This is a genomic window from Limnobacter sp. CACIAM 66H1 (genome assembly GCF_001601825.1).
GTDB lineage: Bacteria > Pseudomonadota > Gammaproteobacteria > Burkholderiales > Burkholderiaceae_B > Limnobacter.
Map to the genome: position 1 here is coordinate 24887 of NZ_LUJK01000027.1, position 17902 is coordinate 42788.

At 50.9% G+C, this 17902-nt stretch carries 14 protein-coding genes; 1 reads left to right on the top strand and 13 read right to left on the bottom strand.

What is annotated here, in order from left to right:
- Nucleotides 1-197: 197 nt before the first annotated feature.
- From A0129_RS09355 to A0129_RS09415, 13 genes are all read right to left on the bottom strand, one after another.
- Nucleotides 198-1328 (bottom strand): acyl-CoA dehydrogenase family protein, encoded by a 1131-nt coding sequence (locus A0129_RS09355; protein ID WP_291714437.1) that lies wholly within the window; start codon nt 1326-1328, stop codon nt 198-200.
- Nucleotides 1329-1362: 34 nt separating this feature from the next.
- The gene (locus A0129_RS09360; protein WP_291714438.1) at nt 1363-3351 is read right to left on the bottom strand and encodes a biotin carboxylase N-terminal domain-containing protein; all 1989 of its coding nucleotides are present in this window, start codon (nt 3349-3351) and stop codon (nt 1363-1365) included.
- The gene (locus tag A0129_RS09365; RefSeq protein WP_291714440.1) at nt 3344-4507 is read right to left on the bottom strand and encodes an acyl-CoA dehydrogenase family protein; all 1164 of its coding nucleotides are present in this window, start codon (nt 4505-4507) and stop codon (nt 3344-3346) included. The genes A0129_RS09360 and A0129_RS09365 overlap by 8 nt, the downstream gene beginning before the upstream one ends.
- Before the next feature lie 116 nt (nt 4508-4623).
- Nucleotides 4624-5679, bottom strand: coding sequence for an EscU/YscU/HrcU family type III secretion system export apparatus switch protein (locus A0129_RS09370; protein WP_229545315.1), 1056 nt, complete (start codon nt 5677-5679; stop codon nt 4624-4626).
- Complete coding sequence (locus A0129_RS09375) at nt 5676-6482, bottom strand: EscT/YscT/HrcT family type III secretion system export apparatus protein (protein WP_229545316.1); 807 nt, start codon at nt 6480-6482, stop codon at nt 5676-5678. The genes A0129_RS09370 and A0129_RS09375 overlap by 4 nt, the downstream gene beginning before the upstream one ends.
- Entirely contained in the window at nt 6479-6673 is a 195-nt protein-coding gene (locus tag A0129_RS09380) for a flagellar biosynthetic protein FliQ (protein ID WP_291714442.1), read from the bottom strand. The genes A0129_RS09375 and A0129_RS09380 overlap by 4 nt, the downstream gene beginning before the upstream one ends.
- Nucleotides 6673-7836: a FliI/YscN family ATPase gene (locus tag A0129_RS09385; RefSeq protein ID WP_291714444.1), complete on the bottom strand. Its 1164-nt coding sequence runs from the start codon at nt 7834-7836 to the stop codon at nt 6673-6675. Before A0129_RS09385 ends, A0129_RS09380 begins: the two co-directional genes overlap by 1 nt.
- Nucleotides 7823-8287: a hypothetical protein gene (locus A0129_RS09390; RefSeq protein ID WP_291714446.1), complete on the bottom strand. Its 465-nt coding sequence runs from the start codon at nt 8285-8287 to the stop codon at nt 7823-7825. The genes A0129_RS09385 and A0129_RS09390 overlap by 14 nt, the downstream gene beginning before the upstream one ends.
- The gene (locus A0129_RS09395; RefSeq protein WP_291714447.1) at nt 8280-8636 is read right to left on the bottom strand and encodes a hypothetical protein; all 357 of its coding nucleotides are present in this window, start codon (nt 8634-8636) and stop codon (nt 8280-8282) included. The genes A0129_RS09390 and A0129_RS09395 overlap by 8 nt, the downstream gene beginning before the upstream one ends.
- Nucleotides 8626-9810 carry a hypothetical protein gene (locus tag A0129_RS09400; RefSeq protein ID WP_291714449.1) on the bottom strand — a complete coding sequence of 395 codons (1185 nt, stop codon included), beginning with the start codon at nt 9808-9810 and terminating at the stop codon, nt 8626-8628. The genes A0129_RS09395 and A0129_RS09400 overlap by 11 nt, the downstream gene beginning before the upstream one ends.
- A gap of 81 nt (nt 9811-9891) precedes the next feature.
- The gene (locus tag A0129_RS09405) at nt 9892-10413 is read right to left on the bottom strand and encodes a GNAT family N-acetyltransferase (RefSeq protein ID WP_291714451.1); all 522 of its coding nucleotides are present in this window, start codon (nt 10411-10413) and stop codon (nt 9892-9894) included.
- A 58-nt stretch (nt 10414-10471) separates the two neighbouring features.
- On the bottom strand, nt 10472-14266 hold the full coding sequence (gene metH, locus A0129_RS09410) for a methionine synthase (protein ID WP_291714453.1): 3795 nt from the start codon (nt 14264-14266) through the stop codon (nt 10472-10474).
- A gap of 305 nt (nt 14267-14571) precedes the next feature.
- Nucleotides 14572-15096, bottom strand: a complete 525-nt coding sequence (locus A0129_RS09415; protein WP_168426860.1) for a YgjV family protein — start codon at nt 15094-15096, stop codon at nt 14572-14574.
- A gap of 197 nt (nt 15097-15293) precedes the next feature.
- Here A0129_RS09415 and A0129_RS09420 point away from each other — a divergent pair.
- The coding region (locus A0129_RS09420; RefSeq protein ID WP_291714455.1) for an ATP-binding protein at nt 15294-17902 on the top strand (2609 nt) is incomplete at its 3' end.

A 17902-nucleotide genomic window follows, 5' to 3' on the forward strand; every position in this document is an offset into this window, starting at 1 on the left:
GTGAGAGTTTTACTGTCGGTAATCAGGAAATGGATGTGAATATTTCCTAATAATTAACAATGTTTAACATTATTTGTAAGTGTTGTACTTACAAATCCTGATTTGCCGCCTGTAAAGCACTCTCGGGGAAACGCCGATCGAATCTAATTCTTTGTTATTCAGCCAATTAGTGTAACTCTTTCGGGGGGTAATTTACATCACCAGGCCAGTTGTCGAATGGCCAGTTCTTTCATGATTTCTTCTGCGCCGCCACCAATGCACATCACTTTTACTTCGCGGTAAATACGCTCGGTGGAGCTTCCGCGCATGAAGCCCATGCCCCCGAGAATTTGTACGGCCTCATTGGCACAGTGCTGCAAGGTTTGAGTGGCTTGGTTTTTTAGCAAACAGATATCGGCCACTAGCGTTTCGTTGATATTACCCCGGTCGATTCGGTCTATGGTCTCGTCGAACCAGGCCTCAGTGGCCCGGACTTTCATTCGCATATCGGCCAATTTGTGGGCAATCACCTGATGATCCATCAGGCGTTTGCCAAAGGTTTGACGATTTTGGGCCCAATCCAGAGCCTCATTCAAACACACCTTTGAGAAGCCCACGCAAGCACCGGCCAGCATCAAGCGTTCGGTGTTGAAGTTTTCCATGATGATGCGAAAACCTTTACCCTCTTTGCCGACCAGGTAGGCAGCAGGTACTTCCACATTGTCAAAGTAAATGCTGGCGGTGTCACTCATCCACCAACCTGTCTTTTTCAGCGGGCTACGGGTCAGGCCCTTGGCGTTGCCTGGCACCATGAGCACGGAAATACCGCGTGCACCGGGCTCGCCAGTTCGTACAGCCACAGTGAGCCAATCGGCACGCACGCCGCTGGTGATGAATACCTTTTCGCCGTTGATTCGATAGTAGGGAGTGCCGTCTCTATGAAACAGGTCAGCTTTGGTTTTCAGATTGGCCACGTCAGACCCGCCCGAGGGCTCGGTAATGGCCAGCGCGCTGATGGCTTCACCTTTCAATACAGCAGGAGCGATCAGTTGAACCAGCGCTTCACTGCCATGATTCAACAACGGAGGTAAACCGATGTTGTGGCTGAACAGGCCTGCCAACAGGCCTCCACTGCCTGCGGAACACACCAGGTTGGACAGCCTCAAGCGATCGGCCAGCGAGCATTCGAATCCTCCGACTTCTTCCGGGTAACCCAGGCCTAGCAAGCCAAGCTCGCCAGCCTGACGGTACAGCTCGCGGGGGAATTCCCCTGCCTCGTCCCAGTCATTGATGTGGGGCTTGATCTGCTCATTGACGAATCGCTCCACCGAGCGGAAAAAGTCTTCCACGGATTGTGTCTCCTCCAGCCGGGCTGTGTGTTGTTTATAGAATCTGACCAAGCTGGACCATGGCTTGTTTCTGCTTCATTTGGTCACCCACCCTGATGTGCACCTGCTCCACCACTGCAGCGGATTTGGCAGTAATGCGATGTTCCATTTTCATGGCCTCCAGACACACCAACACGGTGCCAGCTTCTACCTGTTGGCCCGGTTGAACCAGCACTTGTGTCACTTTGCCGTTCATCGGGCTGCTGACAAGGGGTTGAAACACACCTTCCGCCAAGGCAGAGGCACTCAGAAGAGTTTCATCATCCACATGCAATGCCTGTGGATTTAGCCATTGTTGAACCCATACTCCGCTTGAGCTAGGCGTCAGGGTGTATTGCGCGGATAGCCCTTGCACCATCGCCTTGATGGTGAAACTGCCTTTTGCCATGTCGTTACAATTCCAGTGCTCGATCACCACTGTTTCATCACCCAGTCCTTCGATCACGTAACCTTGCACGCTACGCCCAACCTTCAAATTCAAGGTGGTGCCCCGAGCCTTGATTTTCAGCGGCTGGGGCAGCGCACGTGTGCTTGAAAAGCCCGTCAAAGGTATCGGCCACGCGCAGTGCTTAAGGCGGGGTACATAAGCCAAAAAGACTGCGGCCACGGCACACTCTGGCAGGAAATGTTGAGGTTTGAGCAATTCATCAGCATGCTGGGCCAAAAAGCCCGTGCCGAAATCACCCCCCTGAAAAACAGGGTGGCTGGCAATTCGTTGCAAGTAGAGTGCATTGTGCTCAAAGCCGATGAGTACGGTTCTTTTGAGTGAATCAGCCAGCTTTTCGCAGGCGGAAAGGCGGTGATCGCCATGCACAATGACCTTCGCCAAAAGGCTGTCGTACCAAGGACTTACCTCACCGCCTGTTTGCAGGGCGTGGTCGCAGCGGCTGTTCGCATCAGGACTCCAGGCCAACACTGGCCCGGTTTGCGGCATGAAGTCGCGCGCAGGGTCTTCAGCACACAGGCGGCCTTGAATGGCATGGCCGTTGAACACGATTTGCTCTTGTTGCAAGGTGAGGTGTTCGCCTGACGCAATTCGCAATTGCCATTGCACAAGATCAATTCCAGTGATGGCCTCTGTCACCCCATGCTCAACCTGCAAACGGGTGTTCATTTCAATGAAGTAAAAGTCACCGTTTGAATCCAGCAAAAATTCAACCGTGCCCGCACCCACATAGTGGGTGGCATGCACCAGTTTTAATGCGGCTTCACCCATGCGTGCACGCAGCTCCGCGTCCACCGCTGGGCTGGGTGCTTCTTCCACAATTTTCTGGTGACGGCGTTGAACGGAGCAATCGCGCTCGCCCAAATGCACCGCGTGACCGTGGGTATCGGCCAGCACCTGAATCTCAATGTGGCGCGGGTTGATGATGGCTTTTTCAAGCATGACCCGATCGTCGTTGAATGCATTCTTCGCCTCAAGTTGGGCCGAGTGAAGTTGCGATGCAAATTCGGATTCAGTCATCACCAAACGCATGCCACGCCCGCCACCGCCTGCCAGTGCCTTGATCATGACCGGGTAGCCAATCCGCTGCGCCGCAGCCATGAGGTCGGTTACGCTTGCGTTGGGCTCACTAAAGCCAGGAATACAAGGCAGGCCAGCCTGTTGGGCAATTTCTTTCGCACGGGCCTTGTCGGCCATGTCAGCAATCGCCTGTGGCGTGGGACCGACCAAGGTAATTCCCGCGTCCACGCAGGCTTGCGCAAAGGCAGGGCTTTCCGATACAAAACCATAGCCGGGGTGAATGGCGTCTGCACCGGCTTTCAGGACTGTTTCAATGAGTTTGTCAATGCGCAAGTACGATTCAAGCGAGGGTGCCGGCCCAATGCAATAAGCTTCATCAGCCTCTTGAACATGCATGGCTTTTTCGTCGGCCTCGGAATAGACGGCGACTGTTGCAATACCCATGGGTTTGGCCGCACGCAGTATTCTGCGCGCGATTTCATTGCGATTGGCAATGAGCAGTTTTTTGATCCTAGGCATTCTTTTTCTTGCCCGGCAAAATACCCATGAATTTGCAGATGATGCCCAGCATGACTTCGTCTGCACCGCCACCAATTGAGATCAGTCGGCCATCGCGATACAACTGCGACGCTGGGTTCTCCCAAGTAAAACCCATGCCGCCCCAGAATTGCAAACACTTGTCAGCGACTTCGCGCACCAAGCGACCACTCTTCAGTTTGCACATGCTGGCCAGCTCGGTGACTTCGCCACCTGCCACGTATTCTTCAGTGGCCTGCCACACCAAGGCACACAAGGCCTCAATTTCAGTTTTCAATTCAGCCAGTGTGAAATGCACCACTTGTTGATCGAGCACGGTGCTGCCGAACAAGTTGCGCTGGCGGGTGTAGTTGATGGTTTCGTTCAGCACATGCATCATGCCTTCGATGCTGTTGGCGGCACCCCACAGGCGCTCCTCCTGAAACTGAATCATTTGGTACATAAAGCCTGCGCCTTCCATACCAATCAAGTTGCGCTGGGGTACACGCACATTGTCAAAGTGAATAAGACCCGTGTCGGATGCCCACATGCCGATTTTGTGAATCTTCTTCTCAATCGTAATGCCCGGTGTTTTCATGGGCACGATGATCAGTGATTTGTTCTGGTGGGGTTTGCCTTCGCTGGTGTTGGCCAACAGGCAAATCCAGTCGGCTTGCAAACTGTTGGTGATCCACATTTTGCTGCCGTTGATGATGTAATCACTGCCATCTTTGCGTGCGGTGGTTTTGACACCGGCTACATCGGAGCCCGCACCGGGTTCTGAAACACCGATACAAGCCACCATGTCACCAGCAATGGCAGGTGCCAGGAATTCACGGCGCAGCTCGTCGCTGCCGAACCGCGCCAAAGCGGGTGTGGCCATGTCGGTCTGAACGCCGATTGCCATGGGCACACCGCCACAATGGATTTTGCCTAAAGCTTGCGCCGCCACCACGGAATAGCTGTAATCCAAACCCATGCCGCCAAACTCTTCTGGTTTGGTCAGTCCCAGCAAGCCAAGATTACCCATCTTTTTGAACAGCTCATGGGCGGGAAACATTTGTTCCTTTTCCCAGGTGGCCACGTGTGGGTTGATCTCGTTTTCAACAAAGCGCTCAATGGTGCGCTGCAGTTCCTTGTGTTCTTGGGTGAGTTTCACGATGTCTCCAACATTGACAATCAAACGTTTGTTTGAATTTATTGTCAAAAAATATCATCCCCCCGCAAGAAAAGCAAATACGGTTTTCAAAGTCACTTTAAGTTCACCGCGACCAGTCAAGTCTGATCATCGTTCCCGTCCATCGCATTCATGATTTCTCGAAATACAGCTGCCGCCATTTCCAAATGATCCGACTTGATGTACTCCTCGGGTTGACAGTCACGATAAATTGCTCTGGCCAGTGCCACATACTCGACAACGGGAATCTGTAGCTCCTCGGCTCGCTTCCTCATCATTGGCACCTGTTCATCAACCTCGATGAACAGAACATAAGGCACATCATGTACACCGGGTTCATAATCCAAGCCGACAGCAATGTGAGTTGGGTTTGTAACTAGTACTTTCGCATCACCTAACTTACTCAGGGAGCTATTCAGAATGCTGCGATGTTCCTGTTTCCGGTGGTGCTTGATCTCCGGGTTACCCTCAACCACTTTGTATTCATCCTTAAGATCATTCTTACTCATTCTTAACGACTTTAGATAAGCCATGTAAGTAATCAGCCAGTCGAGAATACTGAAGAACCCGAGTATCGCGATTAAGGTGAAGAAAAACTTTTTGAGCAACTGGTGCAAAGACTCAAAGACCCCTGTCAATCCACCAAAAACCGACAAAAGAATCGTCTGAATCTCATAAGTTAAAATGTAATAAAGACCCAAAAAAACAAAAGTAATTTTGAAGAAAGCTGTGACCAAGAGAAGGAGGCTTTTCTTGGAGAACATGTTCTTGATGTTTTCAACAAAATTGAGCTTTTTTATGGAAGGTAAAACAGGCTCTGTCGAAACGACAAACCCGATATGCGCCCAGGTTGAAAACATGCCAATCAACATACCAGCTGCAGCAAAACCCATGAACAGCAAAGCGGAGGGCCAGATGATTGCGACAAGGAGCTCCGCGACTAACAACTCCTCACCAGATTGAAGAACGAAGAATATCTGATCAAAAATATCAGAAACAGGCCCGGTAAATAGTGCGGGAAATACAATGATCCCGCCCAGTAAAAACAAGAGTTTCCCGAGCGTGACCAACTCCTTGGCATAAGAAACCTGACCTTTCTTTCGACTATCTTTAATCTTCTTCGGCGTTGGCTTTTCTGTCTTTTCTCCGCTCATCGCGACACCTCGGCGAGGAATCCCGATATCCACTCTAGATTCTGGCGAATCATTTGCGAAACCGCATCATTCATAAATTCGAAAATCAAAAGCAAGATCAACAGGCCGATCAGGCATTTCAATCCAAACTGCATCGAATAGAACTGCACGTTGGGTGTAAACGCTGCTACAACAGCAACACACAACTCGGTCAAAATCAGCACCACGATCACGGGTGCGCAAATCAGAAAAGCCATGACAAAGGCCTTCTTGAACAGCTCAAAGACGGGGATGGCCCACATCTGTAAATCTCCCATGGCTAAAACACCGGGAGGTAACACGATGAAACTGCCTTGTACCAGCTCAACGGCCTGAATCAAGCCTGCCCCAGTTAAAAAGAGATAAATATAGACAATCGTCATGAACTCCTCGAGGGGTAAGGATTCACCGGACTCACCTGAAGTCATCTGTGCTGCAAACGATGTTCCTCGCAGGTTATCGATTAAATTACCTGCGATTCGATAAGCGAAATAAGGGGTCAAAATGACAAAACACAACATCACCCCAAGCAAAGCCTCCGACAGCATCATGCCAATGATCGCCAAGGAGTGAGTGACTTGCAAATCCACCAGTGGTGCGAACTGAATCGCGGGCATGATGATCAAAGCCGCACACACACAGGACTTGATAAGCCATGTGCTTATACTTCGACTAAACAATGGCAAGAGTGCTATGAACGCCATGGTGCGGGGAAAGAACCACAAGGCAGCGTGGAAGATATCTCCAACATCTCCCACAGAGCCTAAAAGTGCTTCGTAAATCACTTTTTACCGAGATAGGCGACTTGGTCAAGCAAGCCATTGGTAAATTGGATCAGGAGATCGCCCATCCATGGACCTAAGGTGACCAACAAGGCAACTGTTCCAAAGACTTTGATACCGAAAGGTAAGGACTGATCTTGTAATTGAAAAACCGCCTGCAGAATACCGATCAGTACACCGACCAGCACAGTCATTAAAACCATGGGGGCCGAAACATATAATCGGTCTCGGCATCTGAACCTTTCTTGTACTCATCCAACTGCAAAAGTAACTCGACCTTCTGATATCTTTCATAAATTCGACGGACTGTCCTGCAAACTGCAAGATGTCCCTCATCCACCACGTTGGATTGGACACGAGACAAACTCTGGATGATATCGACAGCAGGGTATTGACCTTTGTTGGCCATTTCCTGAGAAAGGATGAGGTGAGCATCCAGCAAGGATTTGCATTCAGAGGCTACAGCGTCCTCGGAGATCGATTTTTTCTCCATCAACACGGTATAAACCGCGGTAATATCCCCAACCTGAGTGCGACCCGAACGTTCTATAAGTCTCGGCAATAACTGATAAACCGATGGTGTAAGAGCATCGCGTGTGGTTGGCTCTCCTGCAGCCATTCCGATTTCACGTTGTGCTCGAGCAAGGCGTGTAACCGAGTCGATCAATAAAAGCACTCGAAACCCTTGATTGCGGTATGCCTCTGCAATCGTGGTCGCGGTGAACGCAGCACGAACCCTTTCAAGCGCGCTTTTATCGGAGGTTGCACAAACAACCACCGATCGGGTCCTGGTAGCTTCGTCAAGCTCATTTTCATAAAACTCCCGAACTTCCCTACCACGCTCTCCAACCAACCCAAAAACCACCCGGTCGACATCTGCGCCCCGAGCGATCTGCGCCATGAGTGTGGATTTGCCGCAGCCGGGGGGAGCGAATATTCCGATTCGTTGACCAGAGCCAAAGGTATTCATCACATCAATACAGGCTATCTTGGTCTTCATGGGTGAGGAAATTGGCGGTCGGTCTGTCGGGGAAGGGCCCTCCTTTATGACAGATTCGCCTAACCCGCTCAAATCCAATGCACCCGAGTCAAGTGACAATCCTTGTTCAATGTCGCGACCGAATCCATCTAGAATTCGTCCCAAAATGGTGTCATTGACGCAAATTGCATGGCTGCGGCCTGTAGACGTCACGCGCGCACCATGTGTGACACCTAAAACATCCTCCAAACAAACAATCAGCGCCTCGTTTCCCTCGAACGCAATCACCTCACCGATCAGGTGTACTTTTTTCTTCTGATTGGTTTCAATGAGTACAATTTCGCCCACAAAGGAATTTGGCAAATCACTTCGAATCAAACTTCCTTTCAGGCTTTTGACACGACCACCCGTGTGGATTACCTTTGTCGTCCACAAAAGGACTTGAGGTAATCAGGCCTGGATCAGTAAGTTCGCTTTGAACATCGACTCGTTGACGATCTCCATCTTCCGAGGAACGACATGAATCCAACGTCACTGATACTTCCGAATCAAGAAAGAAAGCTTGTTTTTTTGGCGTTGGTAGCTCAGCGATGAAGCAATCGAGCACAGCATCTCTCGGGCTTTGACATGGTGGATCGAAGACCAAGTCGATGAATTTTTTTTGATCGTGAACCGAAGAAAGCCTCCCAGCATCAGTCTGCACACGCTTCAAGACCCTGGCGTCTTTACGCTGATTCTCAAGTAATTTTAATACTTGCACATCTCCAGCGCTGTGACTTGCAACATCCTTGGCTGTAATGGTTGAATCAATAGTCTTCGAATTACTCATGGCTTACCTGTTTGTTTTTTAAGCCAACCATGCCCAGACAATGGTCCAAAACATGACTAAGATATTGAGGATTTTTATTTAGTGAAAAGCCCTCTATTGTCTCCAGTGCCAGCGCAAAAACAGGAGGACAAACCACCTTCAGGTACAAATCATGTTGCATGCTGTAGAACGGTTGATCCTCCAGCGTAAGGAAGTTGGACACATCAACCCAAAATCTGTTTTCAGGCAACAAGAAAACTGACCGCTCTGGCAACATTCGAAAGGTTTGGTACATTTGCAAATTTTCAAAAATAAGCCAACCGGCTACCCGACCTATTTGCTTTAGATCAGATTCCTGTTCAATTTCCATGGCGTCTCATTCGCAGTAGCTTTTCAGAAAGCTTTGATATGTCGGTAATCTCATTGAGCTTGTCCGCAGATTCTGCCCATAGCGTGTCTTTTGTGTCCCTTACAAAACAGACTGCTAGTCGTAAATAGCGCAAGGCTCCAAGTGCATCCACACCAATTGAGCCGTAACTATCACGCAGCATGTTGTTCTCGCGGTGTCCAACGCCGCGCAGTGTTCTCAAAAAAGACACCGTGAAATCTGCGCGATCGGGCAGACTTTTCGCATTGATTTTTGTGAGGCCTTCCATAAAGAATTCGACCCTTTCATATACCGTAGACAGCTCATTGATCATGTTGATTTCCCTGTTGAGCGCGGCCAATCTGCGTAACGAATACTGCGAGGGGTAAAGGATCTGTTCCTTTTTGATCACCGTAATCAACCGGTGATGAATCATTCGAAGGTATCTAGGCGCATTCTCAAAATGTTCTCGAACAAGCACGAGATCATGAAGATTGGCCAAGTCAACCGCTCCGGAGTAGCAGCCGGCGTAAATTTGAACAAAATGTTTTGCTTTGAGTGGCATAGACTGCTCTACAAAAAGCCCATCGTCATAAGCTCCCAGTGAGGGCATCACCACGTCTGAAAATTTAGCAGCAACATCCACAATATTTTGTTCGGTTTTTTGCATCTCCTCATCAGTTAAATGAATCAAACCCTCTTGATGTTTTGCACGTAGGGTCAGTAGAGAGAGATAGACTCGAAGTGCCTTTTGCTGCTCTGATTCGCCCCGATACTGATTGGCTGGATCATCAAATGCGTAACCTTTATTGGGTAGAACACGCATCACGGAGTGCTCAAAGAAAGTGTCGTCATCAGAGATCAGTGTTGAGAATGCCTTACGCAGATCGCTGTAACTTTTACTGCGGGTAAACCAAGGGGCGGGAATCAGACCCGATCGGGCGACTGCGTCAAGCTTTCCCTGCAAGTTCGATTCATTGGATTTTTTGTTGCCGGCAGCTATGGTTGGTGCGCCCTTCGTGGCCTGGCGATTTTTATGAATATTTCCCGTACTTCTGGCCTGTGCTATTCGATTCAAAAAATGACCATCAGTAACAAAATTCGAATTACTCGAACTGGTGTGATCCAAACCCGTAAATATATTTGGAACAATGCTTTTTGGTATGGTTATGGCCATTTCAACCTCTTTTCACCTGTGACATTTGAGTGAAAATAAAGAGGTGCAAAGTTCAAAAAATAATGTGAAAAATCTTGAAGTTCAGATGGGTCTCCACACCATCCAATACATCCGATCGTGTTGGTGGTATTCGATAACCTTGAACCCAAAACCAACATAAAGCTTGAGCGCAAACCGGTTTTGGGCGTGAACGAATAAAGAGAGCCTTTCCCCTCGTGCAGCCAACTGGGTGGAAAATTGCCCAAGTATGCGACGACCGATGCCTTGACGTCGATACACAGGTTTGACGATTAATTTTGCCAAGAGGTGACCAAAACCCTGAAAATGATGAAGTTCAGCATAACCAAGTGTTTCACCCGACTTGCTGGCAACAAGGGCTTTTCTGAATGATTCAGAGTTGTGCGTCAAACGTGGACTTGACGCAGTAAATCTTTCACCTGAAATAAGGGTCGAGTCTAGATCGAGATCGAGATCGCCAGCCCAGAACTTAATTTCATTGTGTATTAGAACTATCGCTACCGGAGAGACCTCCCAGCGAAAATTACAAGGTGATGAATCCAATTGAGGTAGACCGCGCTGTTGGAACCCTTGATTTTGTGACAATCAAAAACCAAAGGTTCCGGACTCGCGGCTAGTACGGGGATCATCGAATCGCTAGGGACTAGGACAATACCGACAACAAGGATCTGCGTAACTCATCCTCACTTCGTCCTGAATAAGCCTGCAAATCCCGGAACTGGTCGAGCCCAATCGTACCCACATTGAAGTAATCACTCTCAGGGTTGGCGAAATAAAAACCTGAAACGCTGGCCGCCGGGTTCATGGCCAGGCTTTCAGTCAGTGTCATACCGATTTCTTCACACTGCATCACTTCGAACATGTTTCGCTTGATGGTGTGTTCCGGGCATGCCGGGTATCCGGGGGCAGGGCGAATGCCTTGGTATTTTTCGGCGATAAGTTCTTCGTTGCTCAAAGTTTCATTGGCCACATAGCCCCAGAGGTCTTTGCGAACCCGCTGGTGCAGGCACTCAGCAAAGGCCTCAGCCATGCGGTCGGCAATCGCCTTGAACATGATGCTGCTGTAATCGTCGTGTGCCGCCTGAAATTCCTTTTCTTTCTTTTCGACGCCCAAACCCGCTGTGACGGCGAACATGCCAATGTAGTCATCGCCATGACCTTTGGGTGCAATAAAGTCAGCCAGTGATTTGTTCGGAATACCTTCGCGCTTTTCACCCTGCTGCCGTAAGGGGCTGTAGGTGAATAACAGCTGGCTTCGGCTTTCATCGGCGTACACCTCAATGTGGTCGTCGCCCACCGTATTGGCCGGGTAAAACGCCACCGCCGCATTGGCTTGCAACCAGCGGCCTTCAATGCATTTTTTCAGCATCGCTTGGCCATCTTCAAACACCTTGCGGGCTGCTTCACCCACTACCTCGTCTTGCAACACGCGAGGGTAACCACCGTGCAAGTCCCAGGTTTGGAAGAAAGGCGTCCAGTCGATGTACTGGGCAATATCGGCCAAGTCGTAATTCTTGAAGTAACGCTTGCCGATGAACTTTGGCTTTGGCGGTGTGTAATTGGCCCAGTCGATTTTCTGTTTGTTGGCGCGCGCAGCCTCAATACTGATGAGTGGTTGCGCTTTCTTATTGGCGTGCTGCTCACGCACTCGCTCGTACTCGGCTTGCAAGTCGGCCTTGAACTGGTCGGCTTGTTCGTCTGACAACAAGCTGGAGGCCACTCCCACAGAGCGGCTGGCATCTGAGACGTAGACGGTGGGTCCATCGTAATGCGGTGCAATTTTCACCGCGGTATGCACGCGGCTGGTGGTGGCGCCACCGATAAGCAAGGGGATACCACGATCGCGGAAATAGGGGTCGCGTTGCATCTCAGAGGCCACATAAGCCATTTCTTCAAGCGATGGCGTAATCAGGCCGGACAAACCAATGATGTCCGCATTGATCTCTTTGGCTTTCGCAAGAATTTGCTCAGCGGGCACCATCACGCCCATGTTTTCGACTTCAAAGTTGTTGCACTGAAGAACAACAGTCACGATGTTTTTGCCGATGTCGTGCACATCGCCTTTCACGGTGGCAATCAAAATTTTGCCCTTGGCCTTGGCATCACCACCCGCGGCCACCAGCTGCTTTTTCTCTTCCTCGATGTAGGGAATGAGATGAGCTACAGCCTGCTTCATGACACGGGCGCTTTTTACAACTTGCGGCAGGAACATTTTGCCTGCACCAAACAAGTCACCGACCACGTTCATGCCGTCCATCAACGGGCCTTCAATCACATTGATGGGGCGACCACCTTTGGCCGCAATTTCAGCGCGACATTCTTCCGTGTCTTCAACAATGAAGTTGGTGATGCCATGCACCAAAGCGTGAGCCAGCCGTTTCTCGACAGGTTGATTGCGCCACTCCAGGTTTTCTTCCAGTTTCTTGCCACCGGCTTTCAAAGTAGCCGCGAATTCGATCATTCGCTCGGTGGCGGTTTTACCGAAGTCAGGGTCGTTGGCCGGAAGATTGGGCTGACGATTCAGCACAATGTCTTCTACGCGGGCTTTCAGTTCGGGTTCCAGTTCATCGTAGACGCCCATCATGCCAGCGTTCACAATGCCCATGGTCATGCCGTTTTTGATGGCGTGGTACAGGAACACCGTGTGAATGGCTTCGCGGGCAGGTTCATTGCCACGGAAGCTGAATGACACGTTAGAGACACCGCCGGAAATTTTGGCATGCGGGAGATTTTTCTTGATCCAGCCGGTGGCTTCGATGAAGTCGTTGCCGTAGTTGTCGTGCTCTTCAATGCCGGTTGCAATGGCGAAGATGTTCGGGTCGAAGATGATGTCTTCGGCTGGGAAGCCGACTTCGTTCACGAGAATATTGTAAGCACGCTCGCAAATCTCAATTTTGCGGGCGTAGGTGTCGGCCTGACCTTTTTCATCAAAGGCCATCACGATGACCGCTGCACCATAGCGTTTGCACAGTTTGGCCTGGCGCTTGAATTCGTCCACGCCCTCTTTCATGGAAATGGAGTTGACCACCGCCTTGCCTTGCACGCATTTCAAGCCGGCTTCGATCACATCCCATTTAGAGGAGTCGATCATGACCGGCACGCGCGAAATATCAGGTTCGGACGCCATCAGGTTCAGAAACTTCACCATGGCCGCTTTGGAGTCGAGCATGGCTTCGTCCATGTTCACATCCACGATTTGCGCGCCGTTTTCAACCTGCTGGCGGGCCACGCTGAGCGCCTCGTCGTATTGCTCGTTCAAAATCATTCGGGCAAAAGCCTTGGAGCCGGTGACGTTGGTTCGCTCACCCACGTTGATGAACAGGCTGTTGTCGTCGATGTTCAGCGGCTCAAGGCCGGACAGACGACACTTGGGTTCCACAGTGGGAATGGCGCGTGGCTTCTGATTTTCCAGTGCCTTGGCAATGGCTGCGATGTGATCGGGCGTGGTGCCGCAGCAACCACCGGCCACGTTCAAAAAGCCTGCTTGCGCAAATTCCTTCACCAGGCTGGAGGTGATTTCGGGTGTTTCATCAAAACCCGTGTCGCTCATCGGGTTGGGCAAACCGGCGTTGGGATACACGCAAATGGGCACGTCGCAAATCTTGGAAAGTTCAGCCACATAAGGGCGCATCAGCGAAGCACCCAGCGCACAGTTCAAGCCGATGGTAATCGGTTTGGCATGGCGCACGGAGTTCCAGAAGGCCTCAACTGTTTGGCCTGACAACACGCGGCCCGAGGCATCGGTGACTGTGCCGGAAATCATGATGGGCAATTTGTTGCCCGAATCTTCGAAATACTGGTCAATCGCGAACAGCGCGGCTTTGGCATTCAGCGTGTCGAAAATGGTTTCAACCAGCAACAGGTCAACACCGCCCTCAACCAACCCTTTGGTTTGCTGGTAGTAAGTAGCCACCAGTTCGTCGAACGTGATGTTGCGCGCACCAGGGTCGTTCACATCGGGGCTAATAGAGGCTGTTTTGGGTGTTGGACCCAAGGCGCCGGCTGCAAAACGGGGTTTATCTGGTGTGGAATATTTGATGCAAGCTTCCTTGCACAGGCGGGCGGCCTCGCGGTTCATTTCGTCTACGAGGTGTTCCATCTCGTAGTCGGCCTGCGCCACGGTGGTGGCACCGAAGGTGTTGGTTTCCAGAATGTCAGCTCCAGCGGCCAGGTACTTCTCATGAATCTCGGTCATGATGGCGGGCTGGGTGAGCACCAACAATTCGTTGTTGCCCTTGATGTCGCGGTGAAAATCAGCGAAACGCTCGCCCCGGTATTGGGCTTCCGTAAGCTTGTACTGCTGAATCATGGTGCCGGTTGCACCGTCGAGAATCAGGATGCGTTTTTGAAGGAGTTCACGGAGTTGGGCTTCGACTGCAGCGCCGTTGACAACAAGACTGTTGTGCTCGGCAGGCGAAGAAGCGGGGCGCGTGTTCATCGCGGGGCCTCTATATGATGCAAGGGTTTGAAAACAGGCTGCATTTTAGCAGGTAAATGGCGTAAAGCGTTGTACTCCGGACGTACGGCGAAGCAAGTGAACCGCGCAATATTGCCTAAGCAATGCTTCTAATTCCGGCTTGACGCTTCTGGCTTGGGGCATGCGAAACGCCTTGGCGTCTTCGCATCGGTTCCTGGCGGAACCGCCCCGCGCTGCGAATCCGCCGGGAAGCCTTGCAAAGCCGGCAACACAGCGCAGCTCACTTACTCCTCCGTTGTATCTTTGAGTCTCCCACTTTTTCCATTTCACGGCACCACAGTAGCCCCTCGCAGGCGATATAAACCATACAGGTTGGCCACAGTGATCACGATCATGGTCAAGCACAGTTCCCAGGAATCAAACAGGTAACCATGCACCGCCCACAGGGCGTTGGTGACCAATGTGGCTTTGCGCATGCCAACGTTGCCCATCATGAACAAGGCCCATGTTCCCAACAAGGTAGCAAACAGCGGCAGAGAACTGGCCAGCCAGCCCTGCCAGGTGAACACAGCAATCGCAATCGCCAGACCGCTAAAACCTAGTACCAGCGCCAAACGCAAACGCTGGCCCATGACGTTGGAATAAATGGTGACGGCTTGTCGTACCCCAGTCAGCAACATGATCAAGAAACCGGTGTGCACGCCCAACAGGTAGTATTGAAGCCCCCAAGCCATTGACGACAACGCAAACAAGAGCTTGGTACCGCGCTCTGATATGACGCAGAACCCGGCAATACTCAGACCAAACGCCAGGACGCCGACAGCCCGGGTTAATAAATCAGTTGAATCCAATTCTGATGATTCCAGTCGTGATGAAACATTGTTCGCAATACTACCTTTGAATTGTTAACTCCCGGGCAGCAAACACAATCCATCTGAGATTGATTCAATACCCTGAAAAACCAGACAAATCATGCCTCTTTAACGATTGAGGGTTGCCTCAGCCTGAGTTACAGTGATTCATCCGCAATTTCCCCAAATTCCGCTTCATGCTTAATTTCAATATTCGCTCAAGCTTCACAACCCGCTTGATCGTAGGCAGTCTGATTGCGCTGTTTTTACTGTCTATTCCTGTGGCCATTACCGCGCACTGGATTTTGCGCAACAACACCATCAACCAAGCGGGTGTGAATGCCTTGGCGCAAACCGAGCAAATCGCGCAGTCGGTTGATCGTCATTTGAAAGAGCACTTGCGTGACCTGGTCTACACCAGTCGCATTGAGCAGTCATTTGGAAATTTCAGTGCCGAAGAACAAACCAAGCTTTTGCAGATCATGCGCGACCACACCCCGGGCTATTTGTGGATTGGTGTGGCAGCACCGGACGGCACCGTACTGGCTGCACTGGACGATTTGTTGGTTGGAAAAAGCGTAGCTGCGCGCCCGTGGTTCAAACAAGGTTTGATAGCACCGGCGATTATGGACGTGCATGAGGCGGCTTTGCTTGCGGCCTTGTTACCTTCTCGGGCTGAAGAAAAGTACCAGTTTATTGATTTCACCACCCCGCTGAAAAACAGGGCAGACGAAATTATTGGGGTGATCGGCATTCACCTGGACTGGAAGTATTTCATTGCAGAAATCGAGAAAGACGTATTCAACACCATTAACCCATCCGCACCCACCGTAATTCTGGCCAAAGACGGCAGCTTGAGAATGGGCAATCGACTTGACCTGGCGGACTTTCAGGACAGCACAGCATGGACTGCAATGGCCGGCTTTCAAAGAGCAGTGGCCGGGGAAAACAACTGGTCGATAGAAACCTTGAGTGACGGGAGAGACTACCTGGTGGCTTTTTCGCCCAACAACAGCGCGGAGACCCGCAGTTTGGGCTGGATTTCAGCCACGGTGACCCCGCTGGATGCCGTGGCATCTCCAATTTCAAAGGCACTGATCGGCGCCATTGTTGCTTTGATTATTGGCACAGTGGCCACCCTGTTGCTGGTGCTTGCACTGGGCAGAAGCCTTTCTGCCAAGGCCAGCGCTTATCTTGAACTTGTTCGAAAAAATGACCCCAAAGCGCTTGAAGCCTCCATGAAGGAGTTACCCACCGAGCTGCAACCCATTTCCCGAGACATTCTTGATTTGACCCGAGGATTGACTGAAAAAAGCTTGTCACTTGAAAAAGCCCTGAAATCCGCCAAGGAAAGTTACTGGGTGGTTGAAGCCCTGATTGTGCAGGCACCCATTCCAATCGCCATGTTTGACACAGAAATGAACTACGTGGCGGCCTCCTCACGCTGGGTACAAACCTTTGCAAATGGCCACAAGGGTAGCCTGGTCGGCAAAAACCATTACGACGTGGTGCCCAACCTGCACGAACGCTGGCGCCAAGCGCATAAGGCGGGCCTGGCGGGTGAAAGCCTGTCGGCCACTTCAGACCCTTGGACTAGCCAGGACGGACACACCATTTGGCTGGATTGGGCCATTGAGCCTTGGCTGAAACCAGATGGTCACCGCGGCGGCATTATCTTGATGTGCAAGGATGTGACCGAAGAGCGGCTAATTCGGGATAGCCTCGCCGAGAGCGAAGAACGTTTCAAGCTGGCCATGGAGGGTTCACACGATGGACTGTGGGATTGGCAAGTGGGAACGAACAAGGTTTATTTTTCACCCAGCTGGAAACGCTTGCTGGGCTACGAAGACCATGAGTTAAGCAATGATTTCGGTACCTGGGAACGCTTGACCGCGCCCGATGACCTCGAGGTGGCAAAAAAGGTTCTGGCCGAGGCTTTAGACGATCCTGAAAAGGATTCTTACGAGGCCGAATTCTGCATGGCGCACAAAAACGGCCATTGGGTACATATTTTGGCCAAGGCCCTGATTGTACGCGACGAAGACGGCAAACCGACCCGGGTGGTGGGTACTCACCTGGACCGGACCGTCCAGCTAGAACTGGAAAGCCGGCTTCGTGAAACAGCCATTGCAGCCAAGGCGGAGAAAGACTCCAACGCAGAAAAAAGCCGCTTTTTAGCCACCATGAGCCATGAAATTCGCACGCCTTTGAACGGAATCATGGGTTTTGCACGTTTGCTGGAGATGGATTTGCCACCCGGTGAGCTAAAGGAACAAGCAGGTTATCTCGTGCAGTCCTCCGAAACACTGTCGTCAATTCTCAACGACATTCTTGACTTCTCGAAACTGGAGTCGGGCATGGTCAAGCTTGTAGATTCGCCATTTTTGATGGAGCAACTGCTCAAAGGCAGCACAGAATTGCCTCGCCTGACCTGCGAATCCAAGGGTGTGAAGTTTGAGCTGAACAACAAACTGGGCGAGCATCAGATTTATTCCGGTGACATGGGTCGCCTGCGCCAAATACTCCAAAACCTTTTATCTAACGCGATCAAGTTCACTTCTCACGGCAAAGTTAGCTTAACCGTCAGCAACACACAATTAAATCCAAACGAAGACCTGATTACTTTTGAGGTCAGTGACACTGGCCTTGGCATTCCAAAAGACAAACAATCACTGTTGTTCAAGCCTTTTTCGCAGGTACACACTGACCGTGAAAACCGGTTTGGCGCTACTGGGCTTGGTTTGTCGATCGTAAAAAGCTTGGTCAACGCCATGGGTGGGGAAATTCAGCTGGAGTCGGAGCTGGG